Raw genomic sequence first — 15,487 nt, forward strand, 5'->3', positions numbered from 1 at the left:
GGATGGGGTGGCCGGGGCTGGGGTGGCCGGGGCGGCGCGGACGGGAATGGCGAAGAGCCACCCCGGAGGGTGGCTCACTGGTCTTCATTTCACTACAGGAGGCGATGACGCTCGCACTCTGCGTATTCAGCCCATCGCCTTCACTACAAGAGGCGATGACGCTCGCGCACTGCGCATTCAGCCCATCGCCTTCACTACAGGAGGCGATGACGCTCGCACTCTGCGTATTCTCCCCATCGCCTTCACTACAGGAGGCGATGACGCTCGCACTCTGCGTATTCAGCCCATCGCCTTCACTACAGGAGGCGATGACGCTCGCGCCTCCGCTCAGTGCAGATCCACGGTCTTGTTCAAATCCGAATCCGCGGTATCGTGACCGGCGAGCCGCTGGAACAGGTGCGTGACCATCTTCAGCTTGCTGCCCGTTTCCCAATACTCTGCCGTCTCCGCCCTGACCTTGATCAGCACCAGATTCGGATCGTCGTACGTCGTGCCCAGCAGCTTCTCGTAAGCGACGTTCCAGAACTCCTTGATCTTGGCCGGGTCGTTCACCAGCTCGGCTTCGCCGCGGACCGACACGTACGACTTGCCGACGTAGGCGACGTTCACGCGCGCATCGTGCAGCAGCTCCTCGTATTTCTCCGTATCCTTGGACGTCAGGAACCACAGGTCGCCGTCAAACTCCACTTCCTGCGTCTTGAGCGGGCGCGACACCAGACCCTCGGGCGTTACCGTCGTGAGCATGGCGGTGTCGATCCCCTTGATCAGGTCCCTCACCTTGTCGATCGCTTCCTGGCTGGCCGTATGAATATTGGACATGTCCTCACCTCATCGAATTGGATTTGTCGAGACTCTCCGTACTATTTAAACCGAAATCGCCTATGCCCAACCATTCGGGCGCCCGATCTGCCGCAGAACCATTGACGCGCCAAAAGGGAGAAGCGTAAAATAACATCGGCAAGCCAATGGGAATAGAAAAAGTTGTCGTGGAGATTATGAGGAAGAGGTAGAATCATCTTGAATTTTAAAGCCGTCGCGATCTGCTTATACATTGTAGGCATCTACTGGATTTCTTCGCGCATGCCTTCGCTGCACGCCTTATTTTTCCCTACGCTCGGCGCCTTCAGTCTGCTGTTCATCGCGCATCCGTTCTCCCCGGCCAAGCTGGGCAAAGTCGCCTTCGGCGCCGTCGTCGCGGTCCTGATCGGCACTACCATCGCCTATGCGAACCAGAGCGCGCTCGCCCTGCTCGCCGACTTGCTGATCGTCGTCTACCTGATCAACCGGTTCAAATGGAATGCGCCGCCTATCCTCGCGGTCTCGCTCATTCCGTTTTTCGTGCACGCGTCTTATATTTGGATTCTTCCCTTGTCCGTATGCGTCTCCCTGCTCGGGCTGCTGGTCACGCTGTGGGTCGCCCACCACGTCGAGCGTATCGTGCCCTTGCAGATCAGGCGAGCGAAGCAGGCAGAGTCCGGTTAATCGGCACAGAAAAAAGCGAAGCGCCTCCTCGCGGGGCACGTTCGCTTTTTTACTTTCTCGAAGCGGAGGCGTTCGATATGATCCTGCACAGAGGCGAGACCTTGTTCCGCCAAGGGGAATCGGGGCCCCTGTATCATCTGAAAAGCGGCCTGCTCAAGATCGTCCGTCTTCATCCCGACGGCTCGCTGTACCTGGTCAACATCATCGTGCCCGGGGAGACGATCCCCCACCACTCGCTCATCAGCCCCAAGCCGTACTTCGGCACGGCGGTCGCGCTCGCGACCAGCGAGATCGGCGTGCTCCCCGCCGCCGAGTGGTATCAGGCGCTCGAGCGGGACCCCGCGCGGTACCGGGACATCGCCCTGCAGCTGCAGGACAAGCTGAGCCTGATGCAGCAGCGCTTCGACCAGCTGACCGAGACTGCGCCTGGGGAGAAGCTGCGGAAGCTGGAGGCGTGGTTCCAGACCTATATCGGGCCTGCCCCGCTGACCGACGTGTTAACGCAAGAGGAGATCGGCCAGTTCCTCGGACTGCGGCGCGAGACCATCAACCGGCTGCTGCGCAAGCAATCGCCGACTTAAGCGCAGCCGCCGCCCGCCCGCCGCAAGTTCGCGCTCACGCCTGGACCGTCTCCGCGTCCTCCAAGCTGCCCGACGGGCCGAAGAACTCGAAGCGAATCCGGCTTTCCGCAATTCCCCACGCCCGCAGCGCGCCGTACACCGTCTTCATGAACGGCGTCGGTCCGCAGAAGTAGAAGCTGGCATCCGTCGCCGGTATGACGCGCTTCAGCCATGGCAGATCGATATACCCTTCCTTGTGAAACGCGGCCGTCTCCCGGTCCCGCTCCGACGGACGGCTATAGCACCAATGCACGGACACATGCGGGTTGCGAGCCGCAATCTCCTCCGCCTCACGCCGCAGCGCGTGGGCTTCCCCGCTCCGCGCGGCGTGGATAAACGCGATCTCTCGCTGCGGCTGAGCCTCGGCCGCGTACTTGAGCATGCTGACCATCGGCGTCAAGCCGACGCCGCCGCTGATGAGGACGAGCGGCCGGGTGTCCGCCCGGTCCAGGACGAACTCGCCCGCCGGCGCCGACAGCCACAGTACGTCCCCTTCCCCGATCTGCGCGTGCAGATACGACGACACCTTCCCTGCCGGATTGCCGGGGAGCTCGCTTTCCCGTTTCACCGAGATCCGGTAATACGGTTTGCCCGGCGCATCCGACAGGCTGTACTGGCGAATATGCGTATTCTTCTCGCCCGGAATGTCTACCCGCACGCTGATATACTGCCCCGGCTCGAAGGCTGCGAGCGCCCCGCCATCCGCCGGCACCAGATAGAACGATGCGACGGCATGGCTCTCTTCTACTTTGCGCGCGACGCGGAACGCCTTGAAGCCGGCCCAGCCCCCGTCCTGCCGCACCGCCTGCGCGTACATGCCCGCTTCGACCTCGATGAACACGTTCGCGATGATGCCGTACGCCTCCGCCCACGCCTGCAGAATCTCGTCCGTCGCCGCGTCGCCGAGCACGTCCTTGATCGCCGCCAGCAGATACTTGCCGACGATCGGATACTGATCCGCCTTCACGCCGAGGCTGCGGTGCTTGTGCGCGATCTGCTTCACGACCGGCAGGATCGACTCCAGCTTGTCGATATGCAGGGCCGCGGCGTACACGACGTTGGCTAGTGCCGTCTGCTGCCTGCCCTGGCTCTGGTTCGCATGGTTGAACAGGTTGAGCAGCTCCGGGTGGGCCGCGAACATCGTCTGGTAGAAGCGCTTCGTGATGGTCGTGCCGTGCCGCTCGAGCACGGGCACCGTGGATTTGATGATCTCTATCGTACGGGAACTGAGCATGATGTTCTCCTCGCTCTCATGGACTTGGGATGAACCAAGTATATAAAAGCGGGCAGCGGCGCTGGTGTGATCTCGATCACACCAAATCGCAAGGATGTGTGAAGAGGAGGACGCCGCATTCTTATTCCGGCGCGGTGATCGCCCTGTCCATACCCGACGCCCCGGCAGCGCTCAGCATCTCCTCGAACGCCTCCGGGCTCACCGGCCTGGAGTAGAGATACCCTTGACCCACCGGACAGCCGTTCGCGATCAGAACCTGCTGCTGATGCTCGGACTCGATCCCCTCCGCGACGACGCCGAGGTTGAGGCTGAGCCCCAGATCGATGATCGTCTTGAGCATGGACAGCTGCATGCGGTTGTCGATGTCGTCGATGAACGACTTGTCGATCTTGATCGTGTCGACCGGCAGCTTGGGGATAATGTACAGCGACGAGTAGCCCGTGCCGAAGTCGTCGATCGAAGCGCGGATGCCCATCCGCCTAAGCGCGAGCAGCACGTCCGTGCTCTCGATCACGTTCTGCATGATGCTCTCCGTGATCTCGAGCTCCAGATGGTCGGCGGACAAGCCCGTGCGCTGCAGGATGCTGTGGACCGACATCAGGAACTCGCGGTGCTGGAACTGCCGGACCGATACGTTCACCGATACGCACAGGGGCGGATAGCCCTGGTCCTGCCACGCCTTGTTCTGCGCGCACGCCCGCTCGAGCACCCAGTTCCCGATCGCGACGATCTGGCCGGACTCCTCGGCGACGGGGATGAACTCCGAGGGGGAGACGACCCCGAGCTCCGGATGCTCCCACCGCAGCAGCGCTTCCATGCCGATCATCCGCTTCGTCCGCAGCTCGACCTTCGGCTGATAATGGAGCTTGAATTGTGCGCGCTCGATCGCCTTCCTGAGCTCGTTCTCCAGCTTCATCTTGCGGGCCATGATCGCATGGAGCTCCGTGTCGTAGAAGCGGAAGCTGTTCTTGCCGCTCTCCTTCGCTAGATACATGGCCGCATCCGCATACTTCAGCAGGTCGTCGCTCGTGCACCCATTGTCGGGGAAAATGCTGATGCCGATGCTCGGCGTCACGATGATCTCGATATCCTCGAAGCGGAACGGCTCGCGAAACGCCGCCAGAATCCGGTCGGCCGCGGCGGCGCACCAGGAATTCGCGGCGTCGGTCAAAATGATGACGAATTCGTCGCCCCCGAGCCGGTACAGCGGCGAACGCGGGCCGACCGAACGACGGAGCCGCTCGGCCGTCTGCACCAGAATTCGATCTCCGGCATGGTGTCCAAGCGTGTCGTTGATCACTTTGAACCGATCAAGGTCGATTAGCAGCAGGCCGGCCCGCGTTTCTGTATTGGCGATGATTCGCTCCAGATCCTGCCTAAAGCCGATGCGGTTCCTGAGACCCGTAAGCGGATCGTGATACGCCAGGTACCGGTACTCGCCCATCAGCTTGTTCAGGACGCGCATCATGCGAAGCTGGCGTCCTACGATCAGCAGAAAGAGCAGCAGGAGACCCAGACTGAGCGCATTGAATTCCCAGTGGCTGCTGACGACGAAGAGGAGGACAAGAACGGCGATGCTGGCATACGGGAAGACGGACTCCTTAATGCGCGCGTCCGGTTCATTCTCTTGCACCGGATCGGTCTGCCCTTCCCCGGCGTAATAACCGCCCAATCCGATCAGCAGCAGGGCCAGCACCCAGAGCACGTCCACGAATTGGCCCGATTGCTGCGCCTGCTGCTGCGCCAGATACGCGAATCCGGTATCGCCCGCCACCTGGCACAGCATGCCCCACACGACGTACAGCAGCGGCTTGGTCAGCGCGCCCTGCTGCAGCAGGGAATAATATAGAATAAGGGTAAACAGAAAAATGCTCAGGGATGCCAAGGGATAGACGACCGTAAGTAAGTTGACCAACGGCGATTCGTCGGCGAATGAAATGATCGGGTTAATCACGAAGTGAACGCTGGCGCTCGCCGCCGTGACCGTGAATACGACGATATTGAAGATGTAGCCCGCTCTGGTCGATCGGGCATGAATGCGCTTAAATTTCCAGAATAACGCAGCGAGAAAAAACCAATAAGCGATCAGCCACCAGACGTAGGAGAATACGGAATACTCGATTACCGTCGAGGCTAGCTGCTTGTAGAGCAGCTGGAGATTCGCAAAGGTGTTGAAGATCAAGCCGGCGCCTAGCAGCAGCCAAAACGCCTCGCGCTTGCCCGCCGACCGCAGGCCGACCCGCAACGTCCAAAACGCGCCGACGGCGCCTGCCGAAATCTGCAGCATGTTCGAACCTAGGACGCGAATCCATTCATCGTTCCAATAAATCAGGTACCAGCAACCGATAGCCGCAGTGAATCCGGCCAACAAATACAAAGGTAAGCGTCCAGAAATCAACATAGTAATCCCTCACGATGACTAGAGTGGGCAGCGTTGCAATCGAGGAAATACGTATATGTAAACGTATACAAAAAGTGTAAATCAAAAAGCCATTTCCCATGGAAATAACCTGTATCCATCCTAGGCCGGTAGCTGTGCGTGATCGTCTTTCGGCTAGTTTGCCTTTACCATGTTTATTCAACTAGTTATATACTATCATCTATCGGCCGAGATACATAGAACTATTTTCCTATAAAATAAGTAAACTCCATCTTCTCGAACGATAGGCAAACGCGGATACGCGCATGGAGCCGTGTCACATAAGATAGGTTACGAACGGAGGGGAGCACGTTGAACAAACCCGGAGTGTCCATCGTAGCCTGCACGAACCGTCCCGAATTTTTCGCCAACGTACTGCACAATTACGCGCGCCAGCGCTACCCGCGCAAGGAACTGATCGTGATCGTCAATAAGGACGGCGTCGATCTGAAGTCGCTGCGCCGGCAAGCCGCCCGCCACCCGCACGTGTCCGTCTACCGGGTGCCCGAGAAGATCTCGCTCGGTCAATGCCTCAACTGCGGCATCTCCAGGGCAAGGCACCCGCTCATCGCCAAGTTCGATCACGACGACTACTACTCCCCATACTATCTGAACGAACAAGTCCGGGCGCTCCTGCGGACCGGCGGCTCGGTCGTGGGCAAGCATGCATGCCTCGTCTATCTCGCCGCGAGCCGTCGGCTCATCGTCCGTTCGCCCGCCGAACGCCATCGCTTCCTGAATTTCGTGCAGGGCGGGACCATCCTGTTCCGCAGCTCGGTATTGAAGGACGCGCGCTTCTCCGATATCTCCCTGGGCGAGGACGTGCGCTTCCTGCGACACTGCCGCCGGAAGGGCCATCGGGTATACGCCACCTCGCCCTACAACTACGTCTACGTCCGCCGTCGGAACAAGAGCACGCACACGTGGAAGGTAAGCGACCGCTACTACTTGAAAGGCAGCCAGCCCGTCGCGATGACGGCACGATACCGTCCCTATGCGAGCCGGAAGGCTTGAGCTGCCCTCCGGGGACGGGGACATCGGCAGCACGGGGCACTCGAGGAAGGGAGCTGTGGCGGAAATAGCGATGCGGCGCATCCTTAATTGCCGGGGGAGGCGGTAATCTGCGGAAATAGCGATGCGGCACATTCTTATTTGCCGGGGGAGGGGGTAATCTGCGGAAATAGCGATGTGGCGCATTCTTATTTGCCGGGGGAGGAAGTAATCTGCGGAAATAGCGATGTGGCACATTCTTATTTGTGGGCCAGCGTCAGGAAGAAGGGCAGGAGCGCCCCGTACGCGATGCCCATCGCGGCGAAAGCGCTTGGCCTCAAGGAAGCCGCTGCCCGTCCCGGCATAATCCGTCCGGGTTGGGAAAAGCTATCCTGGAAAACCACTGGGAGGTGACGTCCGCGCGATGAATAAGCAAAGTACCTTGGCGCCGCACGAATCGATGGAGCTTCACGAAGCGCTCAATTTCAAGACGCTCTGCGTGGCGAAGTCCAAACTCATGCAAGGCCTCGTATTCGACCAGGAGCTCAAAGACTTGATGCAAAAAGACGTCGAACAGTCCATTCAGGCCATCGCGCAGATTCAAGCGATCTACGCGAAGGCTCCTTTCCAAACGGAGGTCCCTCAGAACCGTCCCACGCCCATCTTGAATTAAAGGGGAACCGAGATGAATCAAGACTATTTGGATCCGATCAATGCGCTCAACATGCCTGAAATGGCGGATACCACGTTCGCGATGGACTTCCTGATCCGCGCCAAGGAGGGCGTCCGGAACATGGCGATCGCGCTGACCGAGACGGCTTCGCCCGAAGCGAGAACGCTGCTGCGCGATCAGCTGAAACAAGGAATCGCCCTGCATCAAGAGATCTCCGAGCTCATGATGCGCAAAAAGTGGTTCCACCCCTACGAGCTGAGCGAGCAATATCAACTCGACCAGCTGTCGGCCAATAATACGGTTATGATCGGGCAGATGAACCTGTTCCCCGACGACACATCGCGCAAGGGAATGTTCGACCGGACGCCAGACGAACATAAGGGGGCCAGCCAGGCATGAAGGCCGTTACTTACCAGGGTATCAAAAACGTCGTCGTCAAAGAGGTGCCCGATCCGAAGATCGAGAAGCCGGACGATATGATCGTTAAAATGACGAGCACGGCTATCTGCGGGTCGGACCTCCATCTCATTCACGGCATGATCCCGAATTTGCAGGAGAACTACGTCATCGGGCATGAACCGATGGGCGTCGTAGAAGAAGTAGGCCCGGGGGTCACGAAGCTGAAGAAGGGCGACCGGGTCATCATCCCGTTCAACATTGCCTGCGGCGAATGCTTCTACTGCAAAAACCAGCTCGAAAGCCAATGCGACAATTCGAACGATAACGGGGATATGGGCGCTTACTTCGGCTACTCCGGCACGACCGGCGGATATCCTGGCGGTCAGGCGGAGTATTTGCGCGTGCCGTTCGCGAATTTCACCCACTTCAAAATTCCCGAGAGCTGCGAGGAGCCGGACGAAAAGCTGTGCCTGATCGCCGACGCGATGACGACTGCATTTTGGAGCGTAGACAACTCCGGCGTGAAGAACGGGGACACGGTGATCGTGCTGGGCTGCGGCCCGGTCGGACTGCTCGCGCAAAAGTTCGCATGGCTGAAGGGGGCGAAGCGGGTCATCGCGGTCGACTACGTCAACTATCGCCTCGAGCACGCCAAGCGCACGAACAACGTGGAGATCGTGAACTTCGAACAGCACCAGAACACCGGCAGCTATCTCAAAGAGATCACGAAAGGCGGCGCCGACGTCGTCATCGACGCGGTCGGCATGGACGGGAAGATGAGCGATCTCGAATTCCTCGCGAGCGGCCTCAAGCTGCAGGGCGGCACGATGAGTCCCATCGTCATCGCCTCCCAGGCGGTCCGCAAGGGCGGCACGATCCAGATCACCGGCGTTTACGGCGGGCGCTACAACGGCTTCCCGCTCGGCGATATCATGCAGCGCAACGTGAACATCCGTTCCGGACAGGCGCCGGTGATCCATTACATGCCGTATATGTACGAGCTGATCACCTCGGGCAAGGTCAACCCGGGCGACGTAGTTACGCACGTCATCCCTCTAAGCGAAGCAAAGCGCGGTTACGAAGCGTTCGATACGAAGACGGACAACTGCATCAAAGTCATCTTGAAGCCGTGAGCCAAGAATTCGATCAAGGAGGAATCTCGATATGAACGGGAGCTACGGGAGCTACGCCCTGCACGAAACGTTGGAGGTCCACGAGATCGCCGCGTTCAAAACGGTCTGCTTGACGAAGTCTAAGACGATGCAAGCGCTCGTGTCCGACCCCGAGCTGAAGCAGATCATGCAGCGCGATGCCGAGGTATCCACGCGGCAGCTGCAAGAGCTGAGCGGCATCCTGTCCAAATCGCATGAGGGGGGCTGAAAGCCGATGAATCCGATCCTGGAGTATATGACGGGGATGAACACCCTGACGGACCAAGTTGTCGCGATGGACATGCTGACGAGCGCCAAGAGCGGCGTCCGGAACTACGCGATGGCCGTCACGGAATGCGCAACGCCGGAAGTCAAAACGGTATTGGCCAAGCAGCTCGAGGAGGCCATCGACCTCCATCACTCGATCGCCGACTATATGGCCGAACGCGGCTTCTACCATCCGCACGACTTGAACCAGCAGATTCAGCTGGACCTGCAGAACATCGAGACCGCGATGAATATTCCTTCCTGAGCCCGCGGGGCCGGGAAACGGCAAAAAACGACTGCTCCGGGCAAGGGGCAGTCGTTCTTTAATTAAAGCGTCCTGCCCAGCGCCTCCACCAGATCCGGCCGGAAGGCGGTGCCCGCGAGCTTGCGGATCTCCGCGTAGGCCTCCGTGCGGGACATGGCCCGCCTGTAGGAGCGCGCGGTCGTCATCGCCAGGAATACCTCCGCGAGGCCGAGCATCTGGGACAACATCGGGATCCGCTCCGCCTTCAGGCGGTAAGGGTAGCCGGTGCCGTCCACCCTCTCGTGGTGGTACAGGAAGGCGTTCTGGATCTCGGCGAAGCCCGGCACGCCGTCGCACAGCTCCTTGGCCATGAAGCAATGCTCCTTCACGACCTCGAGCTCGAACTCCGACAGCTTGTCTTCCTTCTCGAACATATAGTCCGGCAGCTTCACCCGGCTGACGAAGTGCATCAGCGACAGCAGCTCGATCTCCCAGTCCTGCGCCCGCTCGCAGCCGCTTTCCGCATGCAGCGCCTTCATGAGCGCGCTGAGACGCCCGATCTCCGCGCGCGAGGTCTGCGTCTTGCGCTCCCCGACGGGGATGAAGCACTGCAGCATGTTGATCAGCTGCTGTCGCTGCTGCCGCATGGCGTGCGCTCTCAGCTGCCTCTCGAGCTCACCGCGCGCGGCCAGGACGATCGCGCCGAGGAGGACGCTGCCCACGGCCAGCGAGATGCGCGAGCCCGCGGCCAGGGCGGCTTCGCCCGCCTCGAGGCCTGCCTCCTCCGGCCACCCCAGGCTGGCGGCCGCGGCGAACGCCAGCAGATACACCAGCGCGTAGCAAGCGTATGCTCTCGCGCTCGTCAGCAGACTGGCAGCAACGGGCAGGAGGACGAGCGGCAGCCAGGACGGACCTGGCCACGGCGGAGGGTATGCCGAGGCGGCGACGGCCAGCAGCGTGACGATCAGCATGGCGATCAGCCGGACGGCCTGACCGTCTCTCCCGTCGCGTCCCAAGATATAAGTCGCGCCCCAGGCCATGACGGCCAGGCATGCCGAGACGACCGCGTACGTGACGGACGCGCCGCCTCCGCCGACGGCGGCGTCCGCGAAGCCTGCCAAGGCCGCCAAGGAGGCCATGCATCCGGCGAGCGCCAGGATCATGCGATAGACCGGCATGGCGATGATTCGTCTATAGAGCCTCACGCGTATCCCTCCCCGCGCCGAACGCGTTATCTTTGGGCTGATAAAAGGCGCGCCCTTCCATCACTTGGCCGATAGCCGCCAAGATCTCTTCGGGATCGGTATCCTTCATCAGATAGCCGTCGACGCCGGCCCCGGCTGCCAGGTAGATATCCTCGCAGTCGTCGTAAGCGGTCAGAATGACGATTTTGATCGTCGGGCAGCCTTCCTTCAGCAGTCTGGCGGCCTCGATGACGGGCAGGCCCGGCATTTTCAGATCCGTGACCACCAGCGACGGGCGCAGCGCCTCGGCCAAGGCGAGCGCTTCATCTCCGCTGGCGGCCTGCCCGACCACGCGATACGCGCCGCTGCCCGTCAGCAGCAGATGCAGGCCCGTCCGCGCGCTGTCGCGGTCGTCCGCGATCACGACGCTATGCATGCGCAAGGCTCCTCTCCCGCGGAATCGCGGCCATGATCGTCGTTCCCGCCGGATCGCCGGCCGCGATCGTGAACGTGCCGTTCAACCCCTTGATGCGGCTCGCCATGCCTCGCAAGCCGTGCTTGCCGGTCGCCGCCTTTTCGGGATCCTGCCGGATCCCCTTGCCGTCGTCTTCGACGAGGATCGTCCACTGGACGCTCGTCACTTCCAGCCGGACCCGGAGCCTGCCGGCTTCGGCGTGCTTCACGACGTTGTTGGCGGCTTCCTCGATAAAATGGTAGATCGTCTCCTCGAGCTCGATCCGCTCCTGGGAGGCCCGGCCCGCATGCTCGAAGACGAGCGTCACCCCGGTCCGGTCCGTGATCCGGCGCAGCATCTTTTCGATGGCGTCCAGCAGGTTGAATCTTCTCTTCTCGCCCTTCAGCTCCTCGATCAGTCCGCGGATGTCGCGGTGACTGTCCTTGACCTTCCGCTCGATCTCCGACACCAGGCTCAGCGCCTGTCCTGCATCGTCCTTCTGGAGCGCGCTTCTCACCTGGTACAGCTGCACCGAGCAGAAAAAAAGCTCCTGCGCGATCCCGTCGTGGATCTTCTGGGCGACCGCGCTGCGCTCCGCGGCGATGGCGCGGTCCCGCATCGCGCCTAGCCGCCGGCTCAGGTCGTAGTCGGCCTCGAACTTCATCATCGCCAGCCGGATATACACCTTGTCCAGCACGGTTAGTTCTCTTGGCTCGGCCTCGATCAAGAGCCACCCGTATTCGACGCCGCGGCGGTCCCGGAGCTTGCGGACATGCAGCGAAGCCGTCTCTCCGAGCGGCGTGACGAGCTGCGCGCAGACTTTGTCCGCTGCAGGCGGATGCAGGGCGAGCGCGCTCGCATAGTAGGCATGGACCCAGCTCGGGTCCGGATCGCGCGCACCCGGATCGCGAAGGTCCGGCTCGCCCACGCACAGCCATACGCCCTGCCTGCCGAGGAGCCGCTTGAGCAGGCCTTCGGCGTGGCGGGCGGCTGCCCAAGGATCGCCGTTCGCGTCGGACGGCCGATCCGAGGCGTAGATGGCCGTCAACTTGCGAAGATGGGCGTTCCAGGCCTTGCCTGTGCCGTGAACGAGGATCGCAGCCGCATAGAAGAGGAGGATGTATAAGAAATAGACCGGCCGCTCGGCCGCGTACGCGCCGGCAGCCTGCCCGCCGAGCAGCGCCAGCGTCAAGGGAAGGGCGATCGCATAGAGCAGGGTCGTCGCGTAAAAGACAGTCCAGCGCAAGAGAGGCTTCAGCATAGCGAGCCCGGACAGGCCGTAGAGCATGAACGGCCCGGATAGGCCTCCCGTCGCATCCAGCAGCAGCGCCTGGAAGACGAGATCGGCGCAGACGGCGGCCGCGGCCGCGCGGCTTCCGGGCTTGTACAGCCATAGACAGGCGCAGAGCGCATGCACCGCCGCAGCCGCGCCGATCATGACCGCGCCGCCAGCCTCGGCCTCTCCCGCGTACAGAAGCAGACCGATCGCAAATAGCGTCCACCTGATGCCGAGCGCGAGGTAAAGACCGAATTTCCCATAAACCGACATATATAAATATTCTCCCAAAAAATACCGAATGATTATAGTAAAAAAGACTCATATCAGCTACAATGGAAACAAGTGTATTAGTAGGCTTAAATAACTAGATTGATTATAGCATACGTATTCGCATTCGTTCGATGGAGGAATTCAAAATGCTCAAATTGATGATCCTGGACGATCATCCGCTCGTTCGCCAGGGCATCCGGGGAATCGTGTCGTCGGACGGGAAGATCGACGTCGTCGGAGAGGCTTCGACCGTGCAGGATGCGCTGGCCGTGTTGGCGAGGACGCAGCCCGATCTGGCCATGGTCGATCTGAATCTGGGGGGAGTCAGCGGCTTGGACTTCATCCGGCAGGCCGGCGAGCTCGGTCATGCTTGCAAATATCTCATTCTGACCTCCTCCGCCACGCGCGGCGAGCTGCAGACGGCGCAGTCGCTCGGCGTCGACGGCATCTGCCTCAAGGAGGCGCTTCCGGAGGACTTGCTGTATGCGGTCGACGTCGTGTCCCGCGGACGCAAGTATTACGATCCGTTGTTCATGGACAGCCTGATGGACAGCGGACCGTCCGCCGAAGACCGGGCCTTCGCCGATCTGACGCCCAAGGAGCGCGAGGTCCTGATCGCCCTCGGCCGCGGCTGCTCGAACAAGGACATCGCCAGAGAGCTGTACATTACGGAGTTCACGGTCAAAAAGCACGTCAGCCAGATTCTGTGCAAACTTAACCTTGTCGACCGCACGCAGGCAGCCCTGTATGCGCTGACCAAGGGCCTCGTCCGGTTTGAGCTAGCCTCCGCTTCCCTCTAAACCCTGCATAACGCAGCGCAGGCCGCTCATCAGCTCGATTACAGCTTGAGCGGCTTGCTGATCTTGTGGAACGGGATCAGCGACATCAGCGCATACCCCTTGATATCGCTCATATGGACCGTACCCAGCTTGGGGTCCCTACTGTCCAGGCTGGCTCCGGGGGTCCGGTTATCCCCCGCGACGAACAGATCGTCCATCCCGACGGTCAGCTCCGCCATATCCTCCGAAGTCCCGTACGTATACAGCTCCGCGAGCGGCACGCCGTTGACATAGGTGACGCCGTCCCGGATCTCGACCCGATCACCGCCGACCGCGATGATCCGCTTCACGATGGTGTAGCCTAGACGATCGTCCTTGACGATGACGACGTCCCCGTATTCGGGCGCGCCGAAGAACAGCGATAGCTTGTTGACGAGCAGCACGCTGCCGTTCTGCAGCGTCGGATCCATGGAATGGCCGGATACCCGCGTCAGACCGGTCAGATTGTGCAGGACGATCATGACGACGGCGAGCAGGAGGACGAACCTGATCCATCCCCATAAGCCGCTTTTCTTTTTGACCGCCGACGCGCGGGGCTGCGGGTCCAATGCTTCTTCTGACATATCCGGAAAGGCACCGCCTTAAAAGTTAAGATTCGTATACCGCGTCCGCGACGGACGAGGCGCTTGGCGTTGACGGCGTCTCGTAGGATGCGGCCGGCGGCGCATAGCTCTCGGCCAGCGCGTTCATCGCCGCCTTGGCGCTGTCCGCGATCGCCAGCAATTTGCGCTCGATCTGTTCGCGGTCCTGCGCGTTATCGATGCTCATGCCCGCGATCAGCGAATCCGCATATTGCTCGATCGCTTGCGCGTACAGCTTTTTCTGCGCTTCGGTATAGCTGTCGAGCTCCCGCGAGGAAGCCTCGAGTCGCAGCTTTAATTCTTCCTTTAACCGCGCCTTTTGCTTGTCGGTCTCGGACGACACCGATTGCTCCAGGCTCTGCATGGCGATCTCCGTCTTCTTGCCGAACCAGGACGAGAGCGTGCCCGCGATATCCGCGTCCGCATAAGCCATGCCCGTCGTCGCCGCCGAGGCTACCGTTAAAGAAACAATTACAACTGCGACCTTTTTGCGAATCCAAGAGGTCTTGGCCTTCTCTTTTCTGCTTTGCATCGCGCTTCTCTTACTCCTTTCGTTCCGGTTGCCGTGTCCGCAAAGAACCGGAAGCCCCTGCCCGGGGCTTCCTTCGTCCTTCGCTTGGCAGCGCGGTATTATTCGATGCCTTGTACGATGGCGTCCAGATCGCTCAGGCTGTCGGCCAGCAGGTCGTTGCCCTTCGTATCGATGGCGGTCTTCGCTTCGGCGACGCCTGCGTTCGTCAGCGCCGTCAGCTCGGCTTCCAGCGCGGCGATCTTGTTGTCGAGGTTGGTCTTCACTTCGTCGGTCGCGGTCGTTTGCTCGGCTGCAAGGAGTGCCTGCAGCTCGGACTTGGTGGAAGCGATCTCGGCGTTCAGCGCGGTGACGGCTTGCGTTTTCGTTGCCGCGACATTCGTATCCAGACGGTTCAGGTACGTATTTTTGTGGTTTTTGACCGCACTCGCCAGGTTCTTCTTGTCTTCGGTGCCGGTCGCGGCGACAGCAGCGTTGGTAGCGCCGTTGGCGGAAGCTACGAACGTGTCGTACTCGCCAGGCATGCCGCTCGAGATCGCGCCTTGAGCCGAATTGATCTGGTTCGTGTATTGGGCGACTTGGCTGTTAATCGATTGTTGGACGGAAGCCGTCTTCGCGTTGCCCGCGTCGCGGATGTCGCGCTGCGCTTGTCCCTTCGTGCTCTCGACCGCGGCAGCGTGCGCCGTGTTCTTGGCGACGGAATACGTCGACAGTTCTCCGGTAACCGCCGCCTTCGCGAATCCGGAAGCCGTGGAGTACCAGCTTTGCAGCTGCGAGCCCGCGTCCGTCGCCGCGAATGCGGTTCCCATGGATGCGACCATTCCGACTACGACTACGCCTACTGCGACTTTGCTCTTGATCCGTTTCATTGT

At 60.7% G+C, this 15,487-nt stretch carries 18 protein-coding genes; 9 read left to right on the top strand and 9 right to left on the bottom strand.

Going from position 1 to position 15,487, the window contains the following annotated elements; translation table 11 throughout:
- Positions 1 to 327: 327 nt before the first annotated feature.
- Positions 328 to 819: a pyridoxamine 5'-phosphate oxidase family protein gene (locus PQG80_RS08855; RefSeq protein WP_271750928.1), complete on the bottom strand. Its 492-nt coding sequence runs from the start codon at positions 817 to 819 to the stop codon at positions 328 to 330.
- A 198-nt stretch (positions 820 to 1,017) separates the two neighbouring features.
- On the opposite strand from PQG80_RS08855, the gene PQG80_RS08860 reads away from it, so the two are divergent.
- Complete coding sequence (locus PQG80_RS08860) at positions 1,018 to 1,482, top strand: HPP family protein (RefSeq protein WP_271750929.1); 465 nt, start codon at positions 1,018 to 1,020, stop codon at positions 1,480 to 1,482.
- 77 nt (positions 1,483 to 1,559) lie between these two features.
- Positions 1,560 to 2,063 (top strand): Crp/Fnr family transcriptional regulator, encoded by a 504-nt coding sequence (locus PQG80_RS08865; RefSeq protein ID WP_271750930.1) that lies wholly within the window; start codon positions 1,560 to 1,562, stop codon positions 2,061 to 2,063.
- A 34-nt stretch (positions 2,064 to 2,097) separates the two neighbouring features.
- Here the strand turns inward: PQG80_RS08865 and hmpA are convergent, their stop codons facing one another.
- Together hmpA and PQG80_RS08875 are read right to left on the bottom strand one after the other, a co-directional pair.
- The gene (gene hmpA / locus PQG80_RS08870) at positions 2,098 to 3,336 is read right to left on the bottom strand and encodes an NO-inducible flavohemoprotein (protein ID WP_271750931.1); all 1,239 of its coding nucleotides are present in this window, start codon (positions 3,334 to 3,336) and stop codon (positions 2,098 to 2,100) included.
- Positions 3,337 to 3,457: 121 nt separating this feature from the next.
- A complete protein-coding gene (locus tag PQG80_RS08875; RefSeq protein ID WP_271750932.1) occupies positions 3,458 to 5,713 on the bottom strand; it encodes a putative bifunctional diguanylate cyclase/phosphodiesterase in 2,256 nt (751 codons plus the stop codon).
- 354 nt (positions 5,714 to 6,067) lie between these two features.
- Between PQG80_RS08875 and PQG80_RS08880 the strand changes: the two genes are divergently transcribed.
- The 6 genes from PQG80_RS08880 (at position 6,068) to PQG80_RS08905 (ending at position 9,500) form a co-directional block, all read left to right on the top strand.
- The gene (locus PQG80_RS08880) at positions 6,068 to 6,769 is read left to right on the top strand and encodes a glycosyltransferase family 2 protein (protein WP_271750933.1); all 702 of its coding nucleotides are present in this window, start codon (positions 6,068 to 6,070) and stop codon (positions 6,767 to 6,769) included.
- A 400-nt stretch (positions 6,770 to 7,169) separates the two neighbouring features.
- Positions 7,170 to 7,418 carry a spore gernimation protein GerQ gene (locus PQG80_RS08885; RefSeq protein WP_271750934.1) on the top strand — a complete coding sequence of 83 codons (249 nt, stop codon included), beginning with the start codon at positions 7,170 to 7,172 and terminating at the stop codon, positions 7,416 to 7,418.
- Positions 7,419 to 7,430: 12 nt separating this feature from the next.
- Complete coding sequence (locus PQG80_RS08890; RefSeq protein ID WP_271750935.1) at positions 7,431 to 7,817, top strand: spore coat protein; 387 nt, start codon at positions 7,431 to 7,433, stop codon at positions 7,815 to 7,817.
- The gene (locus tag PQG80_RS08895) at positions 7,814 to 8,950 is read left to right on the top strand and encodes a zinc-dependent alcohol dehydrogenase (RefSeq protein ID WP_271750936.1); all 1,137 of its coding nucleotides are present in this window, start codon (positions 7,814 to 7,816) and stop codon (positions 8,948 to 8,950) included. The genes PQG80_RS08890 and PQG80_RS08895 overlap by 4 nt, the downstream gene beginning before the upstream one ends.
- A gap of 31 nt (positions 8,951 to 8,981) precedes the next feature.
- Complete coding sequence (locus tag PQG80_RS08900) at positions 8,982 to 9,197, top strand: hypothetical protein (protein ID WP_271750937.1); 216 nt, start codon at positions 8,982 to 8,984, stop codon at positions 9,195 to 9,197.
- A 6-nt stretch (positions 9,198 to 9,203) separates the two neighbouring features.
- Positions 9,204 to 9,500, top strand: a complete 297-nt coding sequence (locus PQG80_RS08905; RefSeq protein WP_271750938.1) for a spore coat protein — start codon at positions 9,204 to 9,206, stop codon at positions 9,498 to 9,500.
- Positions 9,501 to 9,562: 62 nt separating this feature from the next.
- On the opposite strand, the gene PQG80_RS08910 is transcribed toward PQG80_RS08905, so the two are convergent.
- Genes PQG80_RS08910 through PQG80_RS08920 form a run of 3 tightly spaced genes read right to left on the bottom strand, consistent with a single transcriptional unit; the run spans position 9,563 to position 12,666 of the window.
- The gene (locus PQG80_RS08910; protein WP_271750939.1) at positions 9,563 to 10,684 is read right to left on the bottom strand and encodes an HD-GYP domain-containing protein; all 1,122 of its coding nucleotides are present in this window, start codon (positions 10,682 to 10,684) and stop codon (positions 9,563 to 9,565) included.
- Positions 10,671 to 11,099: a response regulator gene (locus PQG80_RS08915; RefSeq protein ID WP_271750940.1), complete on the bottom strand. Its 429-nt coding sequence runs from the start codon at positions 11,097 to 11,099 to the stop codon at positions 10,671 to 10,673. Before PQG80_RS08915 ends, PQG80_RS08910 begins: the two co-directional genes overlap by 14 nt.
- Complete coding sequence (locus PQG80_RS08920; protein ID WP_271750941.1) at positions 11,092 to 12,666, bottom strand: sensor histidine kinase; 1,575 nt, start codon at positions 12,664 to 12,666, stop codon at positions 11,092 to 11,094. Before PQG80_RS08920 ends, PQG80_RS08915 begins: the two co-directional genes overlap by 8 nt.
- Before the next feature lie 146 nt (positions 12,667 to 12,812).
- Between PQG80_RS08920 and PQG80_RS08925 the strand changes: the two genes are divergently transcribed.
- Positions 12,813 to 13,466, top strand: coding sequence for a response regulator (locus PQG80_RS08925; RefSeq protein WP_271750942.1), 654 nt, complete (start codon positions 12,813 to 12,815; stop codon positions 13,464 to 13,466).
- Positions 13,467 to 13,504: 38 nt separating this feature from the next.
- Here the strand turns inward: PQG80_RS08925 and lepB are convergent, their stop codons facing one another.
- From lepB to PQG80_RS08940, 3 genes are all read right to left on the bottom strand, one after another.
- Positions 13,505 to 14,068, bottom strand: a complete 564-nt coding sequence (gene lepB / locus PQG80_RS08930) for a signal peptidase I (RefSeq protein WP_271750943.1) — start codon at positions 14,066 to 14,068, stop codon at positions 13,505 to 13,507.
- A gap of 25 nt (positions 14,069 to 14,093) precedes the next feature.
- Positions 14,094 to 14,618 carry a hypothetical protein gene (locus tag PQG80_RS08935; protein WP_271750944.1) on the bottom strand — a complete coding sequence of 175 codons (525 nt, stop codon included), beginning with the start codon at positions 14,616 to 14,618 and terminating at the stop codon, positions 14,094 to 14,096.
- A gap of 98 nt (positions 14,619 to 14,716) precedes the next feature.
- Positions 14,717 to 15,484 (bottom strand): hypothetical protein, encoded by a 768-nt coding sequence (locus PQG80_RS08940; RefSeq protein ID WP_271750945.1) that lies wholly within the window; start codon positions 15,482 to 15,484, stop codon positions 14,717 to 14,719.
- Positions 15,485 to 15,487 lie beyond the last annotated feature (3 nt).

The sequence above is a fragment of the Cohnella rhizoplanae genome (assembly GCF_948329515.1).
In the GTDB taxonomy this organism is placed as follows: Bacteria; Bacillota; Bacilli; order Paenibacillales; family Paenibacillaceae; genus Cohnella; species Cohnella rhizoplanae.

Excerpts from the sequence above, each read along its gene's own strand:
- PQG80_RS08925 (WP_271750942.1), top strand. The coding sequence starts at position 12,813 with ATGCTCAAATTGATGATCCTGGACGATCATCCGCTCGTTCGCCAGGGC.
- PQG80_RS08900 (WP_271750937.1), top strand. The coding sequence starts at position 8,982 with ATGAACGGGAGCTACGGGAGCTACGCCCTGCACGAAACGTTGGAGGTC.
- PQG80_RS08920 (WP_271750941.1), bottom strand. The coding sequence starts at position 12,666 with ATGTCGGTTTATGGGAAATTCGGTCTTTACCTCGCGCTCGGCATCAGG.
- PQG80_RS08890 (WP_271750935.1), top strand. The coding sequence starts at position 7,431 with ATGAATCAAGACTATTTGGATCCGATCAATGCGCTCAACATGCCTGAA.
- PQG80_RS08905 (WP_271750938.1), top strand. The coding sequence starts at position 9,204 with ATGAATCCGATCCTGGAGTATATGACGGGGATGAACACCCTGACGGAC.
- PQG80_RS08885 (WP_271750934.1), top strand. The coding sequence starts at position 7,170 with ATGAATAAGCAAAGTACCTTGGCGCCGCACGAATCGATGGAGCTTCAC.
- PQG80_RS08865 (WP_271750930.1), top strand. The coding sequence starts at position 1,560 with ATGATCCTGCACAGAGGCGAGACCTTGTTCCGCCAAGGGGAATCGGGG.
- lepB (WP_271750943.1), bottom strand. The coding sequence starts at position 14,068 with ATGTCAGAAGAAGCATTGGACCCGCAGCCCCGCGCGTCGGCGGTCAAA.
- PQG80_RS08895 (WP_271750936.1), top strand. The coding sequence starts at position 7,814 with ATGAAGGCCGTTACTTACCAGGGTATCAAAAACGTCGTCGTCAAAGAG.
- PQG80_RS08935 (WP_271750944.1), bottom strand. The coding sequence starts at position 14,618 with ATGCAAAGCAGAAAAGAGAAGGCCAAGACCTCTTGGATTCGCAAAAAG.
- PQG80_RS08915 (WP_271750940.1), bottom strand. The coding sequence starts at position 11,099 with ATGCATAGCGTCGTGATCGCGGACGACCGCGACAGCGCGCGGACGGGC.
- PQG80_RS08940 (WP_271750945.1), bottom strand. The coding sequence starts at position 15,484 with ATGAAACGGATCAAGAGCAAAGTCGCAGTAGGCGTAGTCGTAGTCGGA.
- PQG80_RS08855 (WP_271750928.1), bottom strand. The coding sequence starts at position 819 with ATGTCCAATATTCATACGGCCAGCCAGGAAGCGATCGACAAGGTGAGG.
- hmpA (WP_271750931.1), bottom strand. The coding sequence starts at position 3,336 with ATGCTCAGTTCCCGTACGATAGAGATCATCAAATCCACGGTGCCCGTG.